The sequence below is a fragment of the Salinivibrio proteolyticus genome (assembly GCF_001996165.1).
GTDB classification, from domain to species: domain Bacteria; phylum Pseudomonadota; class Gammaproteobacteria; order Enterobacterales; family Vibrionaceae; genus Salinivibrio; species Salinivibrio proteolyticus.
This window is the reverse complement of the sequence record NZ_MUFP01000002.1, coordinates 62,291-78,176: the sequence shown is the minus strand read 5'-3', so window position 1 is coordinate 78,176 and position 15,886 is coordinate 62,291. Positions and strand designations below refer to the sequence as shown.

Here is a 15,886-nt window from a genome sequence, read left to right as displayed (position 1 = left end):
TCGGTCGATTGCGTCATCATAATGACAAATATATGACACATTATTGATGGTTAATTTATCGCCACTTTTTTGTTTTTCCTGCTCATCCCTGATGAGTACAGGGCTCAGAAGAAAGGTAACAAAGAAATTAACGGGGTTATCCACAGTTTTAGTAGATAACTTTTTCTCCTCTCATCTAAATGTAGTTTGTCTTCAACTAGATATAGTGCCTATTATGACTTAACTCGCTTGGCGCTTTGGCCAGTCGAGGTAAAGCAGCTGCGCATCCACCTCGTTGATCGCTTGCCACGATGTCGTCTCAAACGCCACCACGGCTACTCCAGACGTGGGTAAATTCTCTTTGCGCATACCCATCTGTTGGAGATAAAGGTTCAACGCAGGATTATGGCCAATCACCATCGCGGTTTGATGACGCTCATCCAACTGTTTCGCCACGATATTAATCGCGTCACTGTGCTCGGTATATAAGGCGGTGTCGACGATGATAGGCGGCTTGTCATTGAGAGTTTGTGCCACCAGTACCGCGGTATCTTTCGCTCGCTGTGCTGAGCTGGTTACAATGGTTTGAGGCTGCAATAACCAAGCATTAAGGCGCTCAGCCATCAAAGGGGCTTGACGAAATCCTCTTGGGTTTAATGACCGATCGTGATCGTCTAAGCTAGGATCATCCCAACTGGATTTCGCATGTCGCATCAAAAACAAGTATTTCATCCTGCCTCCTTAAACCGGGTGCGCTTTTCACATCAACATGGTTTTTTCTCCGTCACCCCACCTCGTTAATCAACAAAAAAGCGAGCCAAGGCTCGCTTCAAAAGGCACATTGCAGTCACGCGTTACCTTAGCTTGCCACCACTTCACGCAGCCGCTCTTGGACAACGTTCACGAGCAAATCAGGTTGAAACTTAGAGATAAACTGGTTACAGCCGACTTTTYCAACCATGGCCTCGTTGAAACTACCACTCAATGAGGTGTTCAGTGCGATGTAAAGGTTACTCATTCGGCTATCGGAACGTACCTCATGCGTTAATTTGTAGCCATCCATCTCAGGCATTTCAGCATCGGTGATCATTAATAAGATCTCATCGCTGACATTTTTGCCTTCATCACACCAACTTTTAAGTAATTGCAGCGCCTCGGCACCGTTTTTTTTCATGATGCATTCGACACCAAACTGAGACAGAGTATCACTGACTTGTGCACGTGCTGTTGACGAATCATCGACCACCAAGACACGCTGCCCTGCCATATAAGGTGTGAGTTGCGGATCGAGCACATCTTCTGATATACCAATTTCGTACGCGACAATCTCAGCCAAGATTTTCTCAACGTCAACGATTTCCACGAGGCGAGTTTGGCCATCGAAGTCTTGGCGAGTGATCGCGGTCAGGTAGTTATTGCGACCAGTGCCTTTGGGCGGTTCCATAATCTCATCCCAGCCCATGTTTTTGATATTGATGACTTGACCAACTAAGAACGCCTGTATCGTCCGGTTGTACTCGGTCACGATCACGTTGCAGTCATCCGACACCCCAATCGAGCCCATGCCAATCGACTGACGCAGGTCAATCACAGGAATTGACTTTCCTCGGATCATCGCCACGCCACGCACATTCGGATGCGAACCTGGCATTTGGTTGAGCCGGGGCACTTTAATGACTTCACGCACTTTAAAAACGTTGATGGCAAAAGGTTGCGTGGTGCCAAGATAAAACATTAAAAGCTCTAGGCGGTTCTCCCCCACCAGCCGCGTACGCGAATCTACCGAATCTAAAATATTGGTCATAGTTTGCTCAACCGTTGGTTTACTTCTTAAAAGGCGTATATCCGATGCGCGTGATAGCTCGAGGACGAGCACCTAATCATGCACTTTTGTCATTGATGTAACACGGTGACAAAAAAGCTATTACCTTTATTTTAGGTAAGAAATGACGACAGGCAACCTATTGCGCTGTGTCTGGCTCTGTCTTCGTGTTTTTCTGCGTCATTAGCCTAGCATGACTGCTGACCGGAAAGCGTGCGAAATCGCGCATTTAATTCACACTATCAATAAGTTTCAAATATGAGACAATAGTACGGAAAAATTTTATGTTCTGTCTAATCCCCCCTATCATAATGGGGAGATGTGTCTTACGCATAATGCTGATAAAATACACACCGTTATTACGATTACACGCAGAGTGATGCTATGAAGAGCAAAGCCAATCAATCACAAGGCATGTTGATGTTCCGCCTGACCCCGACGCAATCTTTTGCGATTGGGACCCTTAAGGTGCGGGAGATCATCCCTTTTCAGCCGCTAACGGATTTGCCCGGCTCTCACCCTACAGTGATAGGAACCACTAGTTTCCGTGGCATCGCCACTCCCGTCATTGATATGGCCAAAGCGATTGGTTACAAGCCAGTCGATAAGTCAGAATGGGAGTCATGTTACATTATCGTCACTGACTGCCAGCGTCGTGTAATGGGATTTTTGGTACGCGGCATCGAAAAGATCAGCGAGTGTGACTGGCGCTCGATCGCCGAGCCACCTCAAACGCTCGGGACCCGTGCGTTTCTGACTGGCGTGATGAAAATCGACGAAAAGTTGGTTCAGCTGTTGGATGTCGAATACATCATGGAGCATATTTTCCCATCCGATCCGGATAAACTGCACCCAGTTTTGTCGGATGTCGATCGTGAAAAGCTCAAGCCGATGAACATCTTGCTTGTTGATGATTCCTTAACCGCAAGAAGGCAGCTTTCTGAGGCGTTAGACAGTATTAATATTCCCTATCACGTCACCAACAACGGCTCAGAAGCACTGCAAATGATGAAAAACGCGGCGTCCGCTGGCAAGCCGTTTGACATAATTGTTAGCGATATCGAGATGCCCGGCATTGACGGTTATGAACTCGCCTTTGAAATCCGTAGCGATGACAAACTGGCCGAAGCGTACCTGATCCTCCATACGTCACTGTCGAGCGACATCAGTGTGGATCGTGCCAAACAAGTCGGTGCGCACGAAGCACTGACAAAATTTGATGCCACCGAGCTCGTTCAAGCCATGTTACGTGGCGCGATGCTGAAAACCTCTGGCTCTTCAGTAAAACTTGAAGGTACGCCAACCAACTACTGATCGCTGTCCTGCGCGGGCTGGCTTTGATATGTGTCATACCACTGTCAATGCCAGTCTGCTATCTTTGCCAACATCACGTTCTAATCGGGTATAAGGTGGTTTGGGCATGTCTTTCGCCAGTCTCTCCCCAATGGCACATCTCTGTGTATCCCAAATCAGATCCTTTATCGGTTCAATTGATGAAAAACTCCTCACTTCAAGCGCGAAAAGGCTGGGTTTGGCCGAGCGCTTGTGGTTTAATTTTTTCATACTTCAAAAAAATAGAAGGCGACTATGATGACCAGTGTATTTGAGATCGTTAAGCACTCACGACAAAAGAACAAGCTAAAACGCGAAATCCAAGACAACGACAAGAAGATCCGCGACAACCAAAAACGCGTTGTGTTGCTGGAAAATTTGCTCGATTACATCCAGCCTGAAATGTCCTATGAAGACATCGTCGAAATCATCAAGAATATGAAAGGTGATTACGAAGACCGCGTTGACGATCACATCATCAAGAATGCGGAGATTTCTAAGCAGCGCCGTGAAATCAGCCGTACTATCAAAGAGCTCACCAAGCAAAGTAAAAGCGGCAAGTAAGCCCAACTACTTCCACTGATTTGATTGTTAATACCCGCCTATTGCGGGTATTTTTCGTTAAGTATCCGCATTACGCCTCAGCCAGTGGATTGCGAATCGCCTCACCAAACATGGGCAACGGTCGCTCGTTACTATCATCGTAGCCAATATTAAATCTAACCCGATTGATACAAATCTTCTCTTTCGCCTCACTCAGCACGTCAAACAATCTAAAGCGTTCATTCAGCTGCGGGTGTGCCTGTTGATAACGACGAAGGGTGTCACCTAACTGACGATAAAATTCAGTCTCACTCACCCCAAGGGACACAAACCACGGCGAAATAAAACGTAGTGTGGTCACAAAATGCCCCGTATATAAATCATGCACCAGATAGTGTGGCGGCAAGTGCTTGATCGCCGCTCGCACGCGTTTATCTAAGCTGTCCAACTCTGGAAACGGTTGATCGACAAAGCGTAAATCACCATGAAAATCTTTGATCATGCAACCCACAGGGATATCGTCTTCCAGCACCACGGTAATATTTTGCCCATGCGCAACTAACCCAATCCCGTATTGGCACAGTAAGTGATAGAGGGGTACCACAACATGATCAAACAAACGCTGCAACCATTCGCTAGGCGTTAGTAAGGTGCGCGCAATCAGCGCTCCGACACAGCTGACCCCATCGCCACCCGCTTGCATCAGGGTCGCCATACTCATGGGTCGCTGATGAGACGGTAACAGGCTTTCGGCACGCTCACGCCAAACGCATCCCAACATTTCGTGATATTTGTAACAGCTGTCTATTTTCGCCTGATAAGGCTGCGGGCAGTACACACCGGCGACTTCCTGCTGTACATGCATGCCAAGACGCGACAATAACGCATCCTCACGCACACAGGTTGACAGCCATTTTGACAGCACTGGGCCATGGGCAATAAAGCTCCCCGGTACGCCGCGATAGCAAGAAGTATTGAGAATGGTTAACGCTGTTTTTACGTCGTACTTGCCTTGTTCATCCGCCCGACTCAAGGTACGAATAGACTGCTGTGGACGCCACTGTTCCTCACTTGTGCCGAGATCGATGATATCACCAGAGGCAAGTAATGATGCATATTGGCTGTAAATATAACGCTGCATCTGCCACGGATGCACCGCCATAATCAGATAATCATCCCGTTCATCGACCGCTAAGCGCGTCATGAGTGCGTCATAAGCGGCTGGTGATAGGGTCTCAGTGAGCAAAGAGGCCTGATCGAATCCATCCCCAAAGCCATAACGTGCGCACGCTCGATGTACAGCGAGATAATGCAACGCAAACGTGTTGCCATACTCAGGCGCATATTGCTGACGATCTTGCTGGCCCCAGCCTAATCGCCCTTTGTTGGCGAGCACCTTGGGGTGAGCATCCAAATAGGGCTGGCGATCGGTTTCTGATAACGTCACGAGTTTATCGGCTGTCAGGGTGCTAAGCATCGCGAGATGCTGTTGTTCCGCAATGAGTGTTTCTTGATACTCCTCGATAAATCCGCCAAGGTGCAAAGGCGCCATATCGATAACAGGCTGCAAGTCCATCACTAATGCAATCAGTTCTGGATGGTGGTTATCGCCCCGTGACACGCTGCCACTGTCTACCATCACCATTTCCCAAACGCTCATCGTGCCAGTAAACCGCCACTCTGCATCAGGCAGCGCCAACCTAAACTGGCGCCCTTCAAGGTGGTCAACCGTAATCGCATTTTCGAAATGAAGCTCACTGATCGCTTTTGCGAGCAGTTTCTGATTGGCTGTTTGCCAATAATTCCCCTGCATTTGTTACGTCCTTTATGCGTTATTTTTCACCGAATTAGATGAAATGTGGAAATTCGGTTATCAATGTATTGACAATGAGGGCAAATATCAATAATCATAATGATATCTATTATCATTTGATAATAAATAATTAGGTAGTGACGTAGACGTATCTGCAGGGACGCAGGCTCACTGAGCCCTGCAGCTTTATGTTGTATAAGGATAATGATGAAGTCTAAAAAAGTAGTTGGCCTCTCACTGACCCCACTGGCCTTAGTGATTGGCGCACACCTTGCCCATGCCGCCCCTTCTGCGGCCAATACCGAAACCATCATCGTAACTGGCAGTAAAATTCAGACCACGATCGCCGATTCCGCCAGCACCAACTGGGTGATCACCAATGAAGAACTAACCCGTGAAATTCAAGGCGGTGAGTCATTAAAAGGCGCGCTCGGGAAGCTGATCCCAAGCTTTGACTTTGGTAGCACCAACGCACGTACCAACGCCTCACAGAATTTGCGTGGCCGCAGCGCGCAAATCATGATTGATGGCGTCGCACTGAATGCCGCTCGCACCATCAGCCGCCAACTGGATAGTATCGACCCCTTTAATGTCGCACGTGTTGAGGTACTGTCAGGCGCAACCTCCATTTATGGCGCGGGGGCTACCGGTGGTATTATCAATATCATCACCAAACGAGGTGAAGCGGGTGATGCGCAACTTGAGGTTCACACCGGCGTCACCACTGGGTTTAACAACAGCGACGACCTGACCAAAAAAGCCGCGGTCGCGGTATCCGGTGGCAGTGATACCTTGCAAGGGCGCTTATCCGTAGCGTATGAAGGCAAAGGCGCGGCCTACGACGGCAATGGCGATCCTATCCTGCCCGATGTGACTCAAACCGATACCCAATTCAATGACAGCATTGATGTGATGGGTAGCTTGGATTACACCCCTGATGACGAACAGCACCTTTCCCTAACTGCTCAATACTATGACAGTCAGCAAGACAGTGATTACGGGATCTGGTTTGAAGATACGACCGATCTAAAAAGTGACGTTGAGCGTCGTAAAGGACTCAAACTTGATGAGCAACCATTCACTGAACGTTTGATGCTCAACACCCAATATAGCCATACCAATGTGCTAAATCATGCTTTGCTCGCGCAAGCCTATTATCGAGAAGAAACCTTCGGCTATTTCCCGTTTCCGCGTAACGGTCTATTTAGCGGCTCAGAGCAAAGCAACGATGTTTACGGCCTAAAATTCTTACTGGAGAAAAACTGGGATAACCTCACGCTGAACTATGGGTTGGATTACAGCAAGGAAGAATTTCGCGCCAAGCAATACGTCTATGATTCAACAACCAGTGCAACAAGCCATGGTTTAGAGTTTGAGAAAAAGGGCACGATCGGTCGTTATCCTGACTTTGATACCCAAAATGCCGGTGTGTTTGCTCAAGCAGACTGGGCCGTTAATGATAAATTAAATGCCTTTGCCGGATTGCGCTACCAGTACACCAAATACAAAGGCAGTGACTTTATCGGCTTCACCCAGCAAGCCTATATACTCCTCGGTTTATTACCCGATGCTGATGCCATCCCTGGCGGCACCACAGACAAGGACATTTGGCTCGCAAATGCGGGACTCAAGTACGACCTGACCGACAACCAACAAGTTTGGGCCAACTTTAGTCAAGGCTTTAATATGCCGGACCCAGGCAAATTCTACGGCAAAGGCAAATATTCAGGCGGCACCCTCACCAATAGTGTGAGTGTTCAAAACACAGAATTGGACGGCGTAAAAACCAACTCCTTTGAGCTAGGCTGGCGAACCCAGCAACAAGACTACAACGCGCAAGTCGCCGCGTACTACTCAATTTCGGACAAGTCGTACAAATACAACAGCGATCTCGATGTCACGTTAGATAGTGACAAACAGCGTATTTATGGCCTCGAAGGGCAAATCAAATACTACCTCACTGACACTTGGTATAGCCGTGCACAGGGCCACTTAGTGCAGAGCGAAATCAAGAATAGTGGCCATTGGGATGAGCTGAGTATCTACAATGCGAGCCCTTCTACCGCGATGGCGGCAGTGGGTTACGATAACTTCGATTGGGGTACAGAGCTCAACCTCCAACACGTTGGCGATCTGTCTGATGAAGATGGCGACCGCCTTGAGGGCTATGAGCTTGTCGGCCTCAATGGTTACTACACGTTGCCGGTCGGCCAAATTAATTTCGGCATCCAAAATCTGTTTGATAAAGACTATCAAACGATTTGGAGCCAAAAAGCTCAGAAAGTCTATAGCGGCCTCGCTAGCGCCGACATGTTTGACTACGCCGGTGTGGGGCGCACCTTTAGCTTGAGCTACAGCGCCACGTTTTAATTGTATTCCTTTTCGCGCCCAGTCATCGTTGGGCGCCTTTTCTCCCAATTTTTTTAGCCCATATTTGCACAACAACATTGCCCCAGTAAGCCCGTGTCTGTAAGGAGTTGAGATGACACACCCCCTGAGTTTGAATGCGTTTTTCAATGCGTTGTTTGTCGAGCACCCGCACACGCGTGTGATAAAAGGTCGGCCTGACCACGCCTGTTTCCCATGCCAACAGGGCGAATTATTATTACCGCTCACCTACACCTCCGCTGCCGGCCGTCATCGCTATCAAGGGGACATACTGTGGCGCGGTACCGAAGGTGAAACTATCCCTACCACCTTTGCCGATGCGGTTTGCCGTATCGCGCAATCAGTGCCTGAGGTCAGTAGCGAGCGTCTCGATCGCTTTGTATCGCGTGCAAGTCAATCTGACGCCTATGTGCAGCGGGCAGAGGCACATTGGCAACATACGTTCGCCGACCGCTGGCCTCAGCGTTTTATCGAATCGGAGCAGTCTCTGACCGGCGGACATAGCATGCACCCAGCCCCCAAAAGCAATGAACCACTGACGCCTGAACAGCAAGAGGCATATCTACCCGAATTTGCGCAGTCATTTGCGATTGAATGGTTTGCGGTTTCGCCGGAGCAATGGACAGGTGAAGGGGTTAACCATGATGTACTCGACACCTTGCAGTCGCTGTTTGTGGATAGCGTGGGCTTAATCCATGCGGCCAATTTGCCCCGAGGCTGGCTTCCCTTGCCCATGCACCCTTTACAGGCGCAAGCGTGGCGTGACAGTGATGACGCACACACACTCAAAAATAGCGTGATTGATTTAGCCTTGACCAGTAGTGGCTGGCTGGCGACCTCATCGTCACGCGCCATTTATCATCCCGACCATCAGTGGATGTTAAAAGTCTCTCTACCTGTCAAGCTCACTAACTCGGTACGGCTATTAACCGCCACTGAAGCCAAGCGTGGTGCCTTACTGAGTAAAATGCTCAACGCAGCCCCCGGACAAACGCTGCAGCAGCGAACTCCCACCACGACTTTTATCGAAGAGCCTGTCTGGTGCACCATTTTGTCTGCGCAAGGCGAGCCTTTATCACTGCCTTTAGTGAGCTTGCGTGACAATATATTCGCCCACCAAGCCGATCAAGATGTCCACCTGCTCGCCAGCATCAATCAATCGCATGAGCAAGGCAGTCAAATTGGCGCACTGATCGCGCAAGCCGCACAGCATCATCAATGGTCACAGCACGACGCTGCACACCATTGGTTAGTCGCCTTCTTAGACCATATTCTGTATCCCTTGTGTTTGGCACGCAGCGATTATGGCATCTTGTTACTGGCCCACCAGCAAAACATCTTGCTGCGTACCGCGCACGGTTTGCCTAATGCCATGATGTACAGAGACTGCCAAGGTATTTGGGTCACCGACCCGGCCCCGACGCTGTTCCCCGACGCATTCAGTGAGGGGTTACCAAGCTGTTACGTACCAGCCGACAAGGTTGACCCGTATCTGAGTTACTATCTGATTGGTAATACGCTAATCAATACACTTTCCGCGATCAGCGAAGCCACCGGTGTCACCGAGCAACGTTTGTGGCAGGTCTGCCGTCAAGCTTTCGCAACTTGGCGAGCGAGCCATCCTGTGGATAGCCGCCTGTATGACTATCTTCTCGACTCGCCGACCCTGCACTGGAAACGGAACTTCCACACTTTCCTCGCCGATCACAATGAAGCGACACTGGCCGATCCCAGCCAAATTTACACGGATATCGGTAACCCATTTTATGGTGATAACGCACTGGGCTCATGGATATTTAAACCGGTCAATCTTGATCGCACCGTGGGACTTCGCAGCCACTCGCTCGACGCGCCATATCACCTCATCGACGTAATGGAGCATGGTCAAGCCAAAGCGACCTTCGTGCTGCACCAACCGGACAATGACACCGCGACACTAACCACGCGCTATTGCAATGATGAATCACTCTGGTGGTCGGCCGTTGAACACGCCTTTTATCAGCATCAGTGCCAAGCACTGCATGCCAGTGATTACCCTCACGCTCTGCAATCCGTCGTCTCCCCCGGCACACCACTGACGCTGTCGCAGTTTAAACAGCACTGCCCGATTTGGCACCAAGCTCAGGCCCCCTCCAATGAGGGATACCAAACCGCAGACAACGGCTTAACCCACCCAACGCGGCCTGAAAAGCCACAAGGTGTGTTCTATCGTCGCTACTTTTATCACCTCAAACGCACCCTGACGCTGCGTCCGGTAGAAACAGAACGTGATCTTGCATGCTTTCACGCATGGCATAACCATCCGGATATTGCCCCGATTTGGGAATTAGAGGGCTCGCTCGACTTTCATCGCCAATATCTACAAAAGGTGCACCATGACGCACATCTTATCCCCGTGATTGGCGAGTTTGATGGACAGCCTTTCGGCTACTTTGAAATTTATTGGGTAGCCGAAGACCGGCTTGGGCCTTACTACGATGTCGATGCTTTCGATCGTGGTATCCATATGCTGGTCGGCAATCCTCACTTTTTGGGACGTCAGTTTTTTAGTACTTGGGCGCAATCGCTCATCCACTACTGCTTTTTAGCCGAATCTCGCACCTTAAATGTGATGGGAGAGCCGAATGCGGCTAATTGGCGTGTGGTACGCATTAGCCGTGGCGTAGGCATGAAAAAACAAAAAGAATTCGATTTCCCRCATAAGCGCGCCGCGCTATTGCAATGTGAGCGTCACGACTTTTTCGCGCAGTACGCGCAATAAGGATGTAGTTATGACAAGGCATTATTCTGTTTTAGGTATCGGGCTTGGCCCCTTTAATCTCAGTGCGGCGGCACTGCTGGCTCCCCACACTCAAACGATTTCAAGTTTGTTTGTTGAGCAAAAGCCACGCTTTGCGTGGCATCCCGGTTTATTGCTCGATGATGCAAAAATGCAAACCTCGTACCTGAAAGACATGGTGACGGCAGTTGATCCAACCAGCCCCTATACGTTTATTAATTATCTGGTTAAAACCAAGAAATTCTATCCTTTTACGGCGCGGGGCGAACAGACGGTCTCACGGTTAGAGTTTTCAGATTATATGGCTTGGGTGGCTCACCAGCTTCCCAATACCCAATTCGACACACCCGTCGTTAACATTACGCCACACGGCTCAGGCTTCGCGGTGAATACACAACACGGACAATTGACCTGTGATCATTTGATCCTTGGTACCGGTACCCAGCCGTTTATGCCTGACTGTGCTGAACCATTTATGGGTGAGCAGGTCTTTCACGCCAGCGAACTGGCACTTCGACAACCAGACTTAAGGGGTAAAAAAGTCGCCATTGTTGGTGGTGGCCAAACCGGTGCCGATGTTTTTCAGCACGTCTTTGATGGTGAATTTGGCAAAGTTGCGCATATTGATTGGGTCTCTCGTCGCCCTAACCTCCAAGGATTGGATGAGAACCCATTTACTGATCAGTACTTTATGCCTGATTATGCAGAGCAGTTTCACGGTCTCGACCCCAAGGTCAAACACACTCAGCTTGCACAACAAAAGCTGGCCAGTGATGGGATTACCGAAAACTGCTTACAAGGGCTATATCAGCGCCTCTATCATGATAAATATGTACGCCGGTCACCGCCGTGGTGGCGACTGCTTCCAGGACAAACGCTCACGGGTATGCAATCGCATCCATCCGGTTACCAGTTAACCACAACGGCGACGTTGACCGGTGACATCGCAACAATCGATGCAGACGTGGTTATCTTGTGTACCGGATTTTCTCGTGCCCTGCCTCAGTGTCTCGATACCCTGCGCGATTGTCTCGAACTCGATGACAAAGGTCGGCCAAGTGTGAATGCGCACTACCGAGTAAAGATGCGTGAAGACTATACTCAGGCATTGTATATGATGAATGTCGGCACGCATTGTCACGGCATTATTGAGCCGCAACTGAGTCTTGCAGCATGGCGAGCCGCCACCATTATCAATGCGATTAATGGTACACCGATGTACGATATTGCCCATCACCACGGCCTGCTTGATTGGACATTGGCAGCGTCCTCCCCTGCCACACCTAAAATGCAAAAAGTAGCAGGTTGGTAATGGCCCACGCACACACACAAGCGGCGAGACAAACTGCAAGGTGGCAACCGATCACCTTGACGTTGATTGCTGCCTTGATGGGTATCGGTCAGAACGGACTCTTGGTCTCGCTTCCCTTACTGGTGGCGCAAGGTGGCTTTTCACTGTCGACATGGGCAGTGATTATTGCCGTGGGAAGCGTTTTGTTTCTCCCTGCCGCGCCATTTTGGGGACGAATGAGCGACCAACATGGTCCTAAGTTTGTGGTACTGCAAGCGCTAACCGGCATGGCGATTAGCTTCGCGTTATTGCTCGCCGCAACAGTGGGCGCGCAAAGCAGCGCTACCCAATGGCCTTGGTTGGCGCTTGCGATACTGGCACGGGTGATCTATGGCTTAACGGTCGCAGGGATGGTGCCTGCTAATCAGCATTGGGCCGTGTTACTCGCCGGCGAGGCACGCCGTATGCAAGCGATCACTTCCATTAGCATTGGCTTAAGCCTTGGCCGATTAGCTGGCCCGTTGATTGCCTCGGCAGTACTAGTGATCAGCCCCTACGCGTCACTGACGCTGATGCTATTACTGCCACTATTAGGAGCAATCGCTATCAGTATGATGCCTCACTGCGCGGATAAGAAGGACGAACCTCATTCATCCGCCCATCTATGGCTCGCGCCAAAAGCCATTTGGCCCTACATGGGTTACGGTCTTGCCGTATGTGCAGCGATTGCTCTGTTGCAATACAATCTCACCCCCATGCTCAATTACCTCACCGAATGGTCCGCCGATAAAGTTAGCCAAGCCATCGGCTATTTGCTGACGTTAAGCGGTATCGCCACCTTAGCCGTACAAGTGTTAGTGGTAAAAAGACAGCGTCTTAGTACCGAGCGTATGCTAAGCCTTGGCGCAATCAGTATGGTGATAGGTTATGCCTTGCTATTAGTGCCACATTTTGCGGCGTTAGTGCTGGCAATGGTGGTGATATCTGGCGCCTGTGCACTCCTGGTTCCCGCCTATACCAGCCAAGCGATGCAACGGCTCGACCATGAACCGGGAAGAGTCAGTGGTTATATCGCCATGGCGCATACACTGGGTTATGGGTTCGCCTCCTTGTTAGCAACGCTCACGTTAAATTATCCGCCGTTGCCTACGTTAACCTGCATTATGCTTTCTTGCGCCGTCATCATTGGGGTACTGACTATCAAACCCTCACGTCCCACTTTGTCTCGTTAGCCACCTGGAAATTTCATCATTTCGAAAGATGACTGCCACTTTTCTCGCCCTCGTATGCAAACATCAAGTTGTCATCGAGGGCGAGCAATGTGGCCTGAGTTCAGAAAGAAAAAAACGGTTCGTAGGTTACAACCTGATTTCATTGACTTAATCACACAGGATTGTATGGCAAGGATAGATACAGGTAACTACACTGTCTAATAGTTCGTCAGTTACTGGGTGAGAGATGATCAGATGAAACAAATTTTACTGTCATTATTGCTAAGCATTGCCGTTATTGGCAATGTTCAAGCGAGAGACATTACCTTTGGTATCGTGCCACAACAATCTGCTATTACACTGGCCAACAACTGGGGCCCGATTTTAGAATACGTCTCTCAACAATCAGGGTACAACCTTGTCTTTCGTACTGCCAAAGACATTCCCGAATTCGAAGGACGTGTACTCACCGGTGAATATGATGTCGCGTACATGAATCCTTATCACTACACGGTTTTCCACCAAAAACCCGGCTACCAAGCGTTTGCGAAGCAAAAAGATAAGCGGATTCACGGTATTTTAGTCGTCAAAAAAGAGGCGTCCATTACCTCCCTTGAGGAGCTAGATGGCAAGCGCTTAGCGTTTCCCTCACCAGCGGCATTCGCAGCCAGTGTGGTACCTCGCGCGGCGCTGAAAAATCAAGGCATAAACATTACACCGCAATATGTCTCGTCTCATGATTCGGTCTATTTGAACGTTGCGCGAGATTTCTTTGATGCCGGCGGAGGCATTGAGCGCACCTTGAATAACACCGATCCCGAGGTTAGCAAACAGTTGCGAGTATTATGGAAAACCCCCGGCTATACGCCTCATGCATTCGCATTTCATCCTGACCTTGACCCTCAAGTCGCCGATGCGATTAAAGCGGCCTTTCTCTCCCTCAATGACAGTGAAAAAGGCAAATCACTACTGGGTAATATCAGTTTTAAAGGGATAGAGTCAGCACAGAACGAAGATTGGGACGATGTAAGAGCGTTAAACATTACGCTATTGCAACACTTGCTGAGTGAATAACCCATGTCCTTGCGATTAAAGACTATCTTAGGTGTCGCATTGATTGAGGCGATCTTGCTGGCGATTCTACTGACATTGACCCTCAACTATTTAGAAACCACCAACTACCAAGGGCTCAACCAACGTGCCAGTTCAACAACCCAGTTGTTCGCCTCCACGGTAAAGAATGCGGTGTTGTCATTTGATCTCGCCACCGTCGATTCTTTTACTCAAGAGCTGCTCCATAACAGCGATATTATATATGTCGCTGTTGTAGGCGATGATGGGAGAGTCCTATCATCGGCCGGTGACCTTCCAGCTTCTTTTACGACGGACATTCTTGAGATAAATGCCCAATCTGTCACGGACGGGCTGTATGATGTACGCGCGACTATTTCCGAGTCGAACATTGAATTTGGCTCGGTCTGGATAGGCTTTGACCTGACCAGCCTACTTGGCCAAATTAAAGACGCGAAAAATTGGAGCATGCTGATTGTGCTGGGCGAGATGCTATTGGTGGCCTTATTCTCTTATCTGTTGGGAAACTACCTCACTCAGCGCTTATCAGAACTTAAAAATGCTGCCAATACCATCGCCAGTGGCGAGCGAGACGTACGCATTTCAACCCACGGGAAGGATGAACTGGCCAGTGTGGCCGCTGCGTTTAGTAATATGATTACAGCATTACGCGAGTCCGAGAATAAAACCGCGACCTACCAAAAACGGCTAGAAGAAGCCAACCAGACATTGGAAAGTAAGGTAGCGCGGCGCACGGCTGATTTAGTGCGATCTAATGATCAACTCCGTGAAATAAACCATCAACTCAAGCAAACGCAAGAAAAGCTGGTCGAAAGTGAGAAAATGGCATCCATCGGCACCATGGCAGCAGGGGTTGCCCATGAAATCAATAACCCCATCGGCGCGGTTAAAAGTAACCTGAAAATGTGCCAAGAATATCTCGACACCTACCAAAAGTGGACTGAGATTGCCGAGCACGTTATTCACCAATCAGAGCCGCTTGAAACCCTCACTCATTGGAAAAATCGCCACTATGTCGATGACCTTTATGATGATTTTAATGATAGCCTTGCCGATGCCAACGACTGTGTGCAACGCGTAATCAATATTGTTTCCGCCTTACAACAGTACTCCAGCTATAACCAACAAACACGCCAACACTTTCAAGGCGTTGAGATCTTTACGGTGATTGATGAGGCTCTGAACACTCTATCACCGCCGACTAATATCAAGATATCGATTGCCGCTAACGTGTATCAACTCCCCCGAGTTATGGGACGCTATGACGAGCTGGTAATGCTGTTTAAAGAAGTGATCAAAAATGCACAGCAAGCCTGTGAGCGCGGTACTCCAGACGTTGCACACAGTATTGATGTAGAGGGTGAAGACAATGGTGAATCGTGCACCATCACCGTGAAAGACTCGGGGCCTGGGTTACCGCATGATCAGAGTCATCGTGTTTACGACCCTTTCTTTACCACCCTGCCGGTTGGACAAGGCATGGGGCTCGGGTTGACGTATGTCTACGACATTGTCCGCCATCACCAAGGCGATATACAACTCACCTCATCAGTCCACGGCACCACAGCCGCTATCACCCTACTCCGACACAAAAGTGATGCTATCGCAAATCATGCCTCATGATGACAGTCTTCCT

Annotated in this window: 11 protein-coding genes; 8 read left to right on the top strand and 3 right to left on the bottom strand. The window is 49.4% G+C overall.

Annotated features, from left to right (window positions below):
- Positions 1-219 precede the first annotated feature (219 nt).
- Together BZJ19_RS01725 and BZJ19_RS01720 are read right to left on the bottom strand one after the other, a co-directional pair.
- Positions 220-711, bottom strand: a complete 492-nt coding sequence (locus BZJ19_RS01725) for a SixA phosphatase family protein (protein WP_077674408.1) — start codon at positions 709-711, stop codon at positions 220-222.
- Positions 712-838: 127 nt separating this feature from the next.
- Positions 839-1,783 carry a chemotaxis protein CheV gene (locus BZJ19_RS01720; RefSeq protein ID WP_077674407.1) on the bottom strand — a complete coding sequence of 315 codons (945 nt, stop codon included), beginning with the start codon at positions 1,781-1,783 and terminating at the stop codon, positions 839-841.
- Between the two features lie 402 nt (positions 1,784-2,185).
- Between BZJ19_RS01720 and BZJ19_RS01715 the strand changes: the two genes are divergently transcribed.
- Positions 2,186-3,115: a chemotaxis protein gene (locus tag BZJ19_RS01715; protein ID WP_077454906.1), complete on the top strand. Its 930-nt coding sequence runs from the start codon at positions 2,186-2,188 to the stop codon at positions 3,113-3,115.
- Positions 3,116-3,391: 276 nt separating this feature from the next.
- Entirely contained in the window at positions 3,392-3,697 is a 306-nt protein-coding gene (locus BZJ19_RS01710) for a DUF496 family protein (protein ID WP_077481972.1), read from the top strand.
- A 70-nt stretch (positions 3,698-3,767) separates the two neighbouring features.
- Here the strand turns inward: BZJ19_RS01710 and BZJ19_RS01705 are convergent, their stop codons facing one another.
- Positions 3,768-5,489, bottom strand: coding sequence for an IucA/IucC family protein (locus tag BZJ19_RS01705; protein ID WP_077674406.1), 1,722 nt, complete (start codon positions 5,487-5,489; stop codon positions 3,768-3,770).
- A gap of 204 nt (positions 5,490-5,693) precedes the next feature.
- On the opposite strand from BZJ19_RS01705, the gene BZJ19_RS01700 reads away from it, so the two are divergent.
- The 6 genes from BZJ19_RS01700 (at position 5,694) to BZJ19_RS01675 (ending at position 15,873) form a co-directional block, all read left to right on the top strand.
- Positions 5,694-7,859, top strand: a complete 2,166-nt coding sequence (locus BZJ19_RS01700) for a TonB-dependent receptor (RefSeq protein WP_201249162.1) — start codon at positions 5,694-5,696, stop codon at positions 7,857-7,859.
- A gap of 112 nt (positions 7,860-7,971) precedes the next feature.
- A complete protein-coding gene (locus tag BZJ19_RS01695; protein ID WP_077674404.1) occupies positions 7,972-10,638 on the top strand; it encodes a GNAT family N-acetyltransferase in 2,667 nt (888 codons plus the stop codon).
- Between the two features lie 10 nt (positions 10,639-10,648).
- Positions 10,649-11,968, top strand: coding sequence for a lysine N(6)-hydroxylase/L-ornithine N(5)-oxygenase family protein (locus BZJ19_RS01690; protein ID WP_077674403.1), 1,320 nt, complete (start codon positions 10,649-10,651; stop codon positions 11,966-11,968).
- Positions 11,968-13,179, top strand: a complete 1,212-nt coding sequence (locus BZJ19_RS01685) for an MFS transporter (RefSeq protein ID WP_077674402.1) — start codon at positions 11,968-11,970, stop codon at positions 13,177-13,179. Before BZJ19_RS01690 ends, BZJ19_RS01685 begins: the two co-directional genes overlap by 1 nt.
- Before the next feature lie 234 nt (positions 13,180-13,413).
- Positions 13,414-14,232: a phosphate/phosphite/phosphonate ABC transporter substrate-binding protein gene (locus tag BZJ19_RS01680; RefSeq protein ID WP_077674401.1), complete on the top strand. Its 819-nt coding sequence runs from the start codon at positions 13,414-13,416 to the stop codon at positions 14,230-14,232.
- A 3-nt stretch (positions 14,233-14,235) separates the two neighbouring features.
- Positions 14,236-15,873 (top strand): HAMP domain-containing sensor histidine kinase, encoded by a 1,638-nt coding sequence (locus BZJ19_RS01675; protein ID WP_077674400.1) that lies wholly within the window; start codon positions 14,236-14,238, stop codon positions 15,871-15,873.
- Positions 15,874-15,886 lie beyond the last annotated feature (13 nt).

Bases quoted from the DNA above. Each gene is read 5' to 3' on its own strand.
- BZJ19_RS01725 (WP_077674408.1), bottom strand. From the start codon at position 711: ATGAAATACTTGTTTTTGATGCGACATGCGAAATCCAGTTGGGATGAT.
- BZJ19_RS01715 (WP_077454906.1), top strand. From the start codon at position 2,186: ATGAAGAGCAAAGCCAATCAATCACAAGGCATGTTGATGTTCCGCCTG.
- BZJ19_RS01710 (WP_077481972.1), top strand. From the start codon at position 3,392: ATGACCAGTGTATTTGAGATCGTTAAGCACTCACGACAAAAGAACAAG.
- BZJ19_RS01705 (WP_077674406.1), bottom strand. From the start codon at position 5,489: ATGCAGGGGAATTATTGGCAAACAGCCAATCAGAAACTGCTCGCAAAA.
- BZJ19_RS01700 (WP_201249162.1), top strand. From the start codon at position 5,694: ATGATGAAGTCTAAAAAAGTAGTTGGCCTCTCACTGACCCCACTGGCC.
- BZJ19_RS01690 (WP_077674403.1), top strand. From the start codon at position 10,649: ATGACAAGGCATTATTCTGTTTTAGGTATCGGGCTTGGCCCCTTTAAT.
- BZJ19_RS01685 (WP_077674402.1), top strand. From the start codon at position 11,968: ATGGCCCACGCACACACACAAGCGGCGAGACAAACTGCAAGGTGGCAA.
- BZJ19_RS01680 (WP_077674401.1), top strand. From the start codon at position 13,414: ATGAAACAAATTTTACTGTCATTATTGCTAAGCATTGCCGTTATTGGC.
- BZJ19_RS01675 (WP_077674400.1), top strand. From the start codon at position 14,236: ATGTCCTTGCGATTAAAGACTATCTTAGGTGTCGCATTGATTGAGGCG.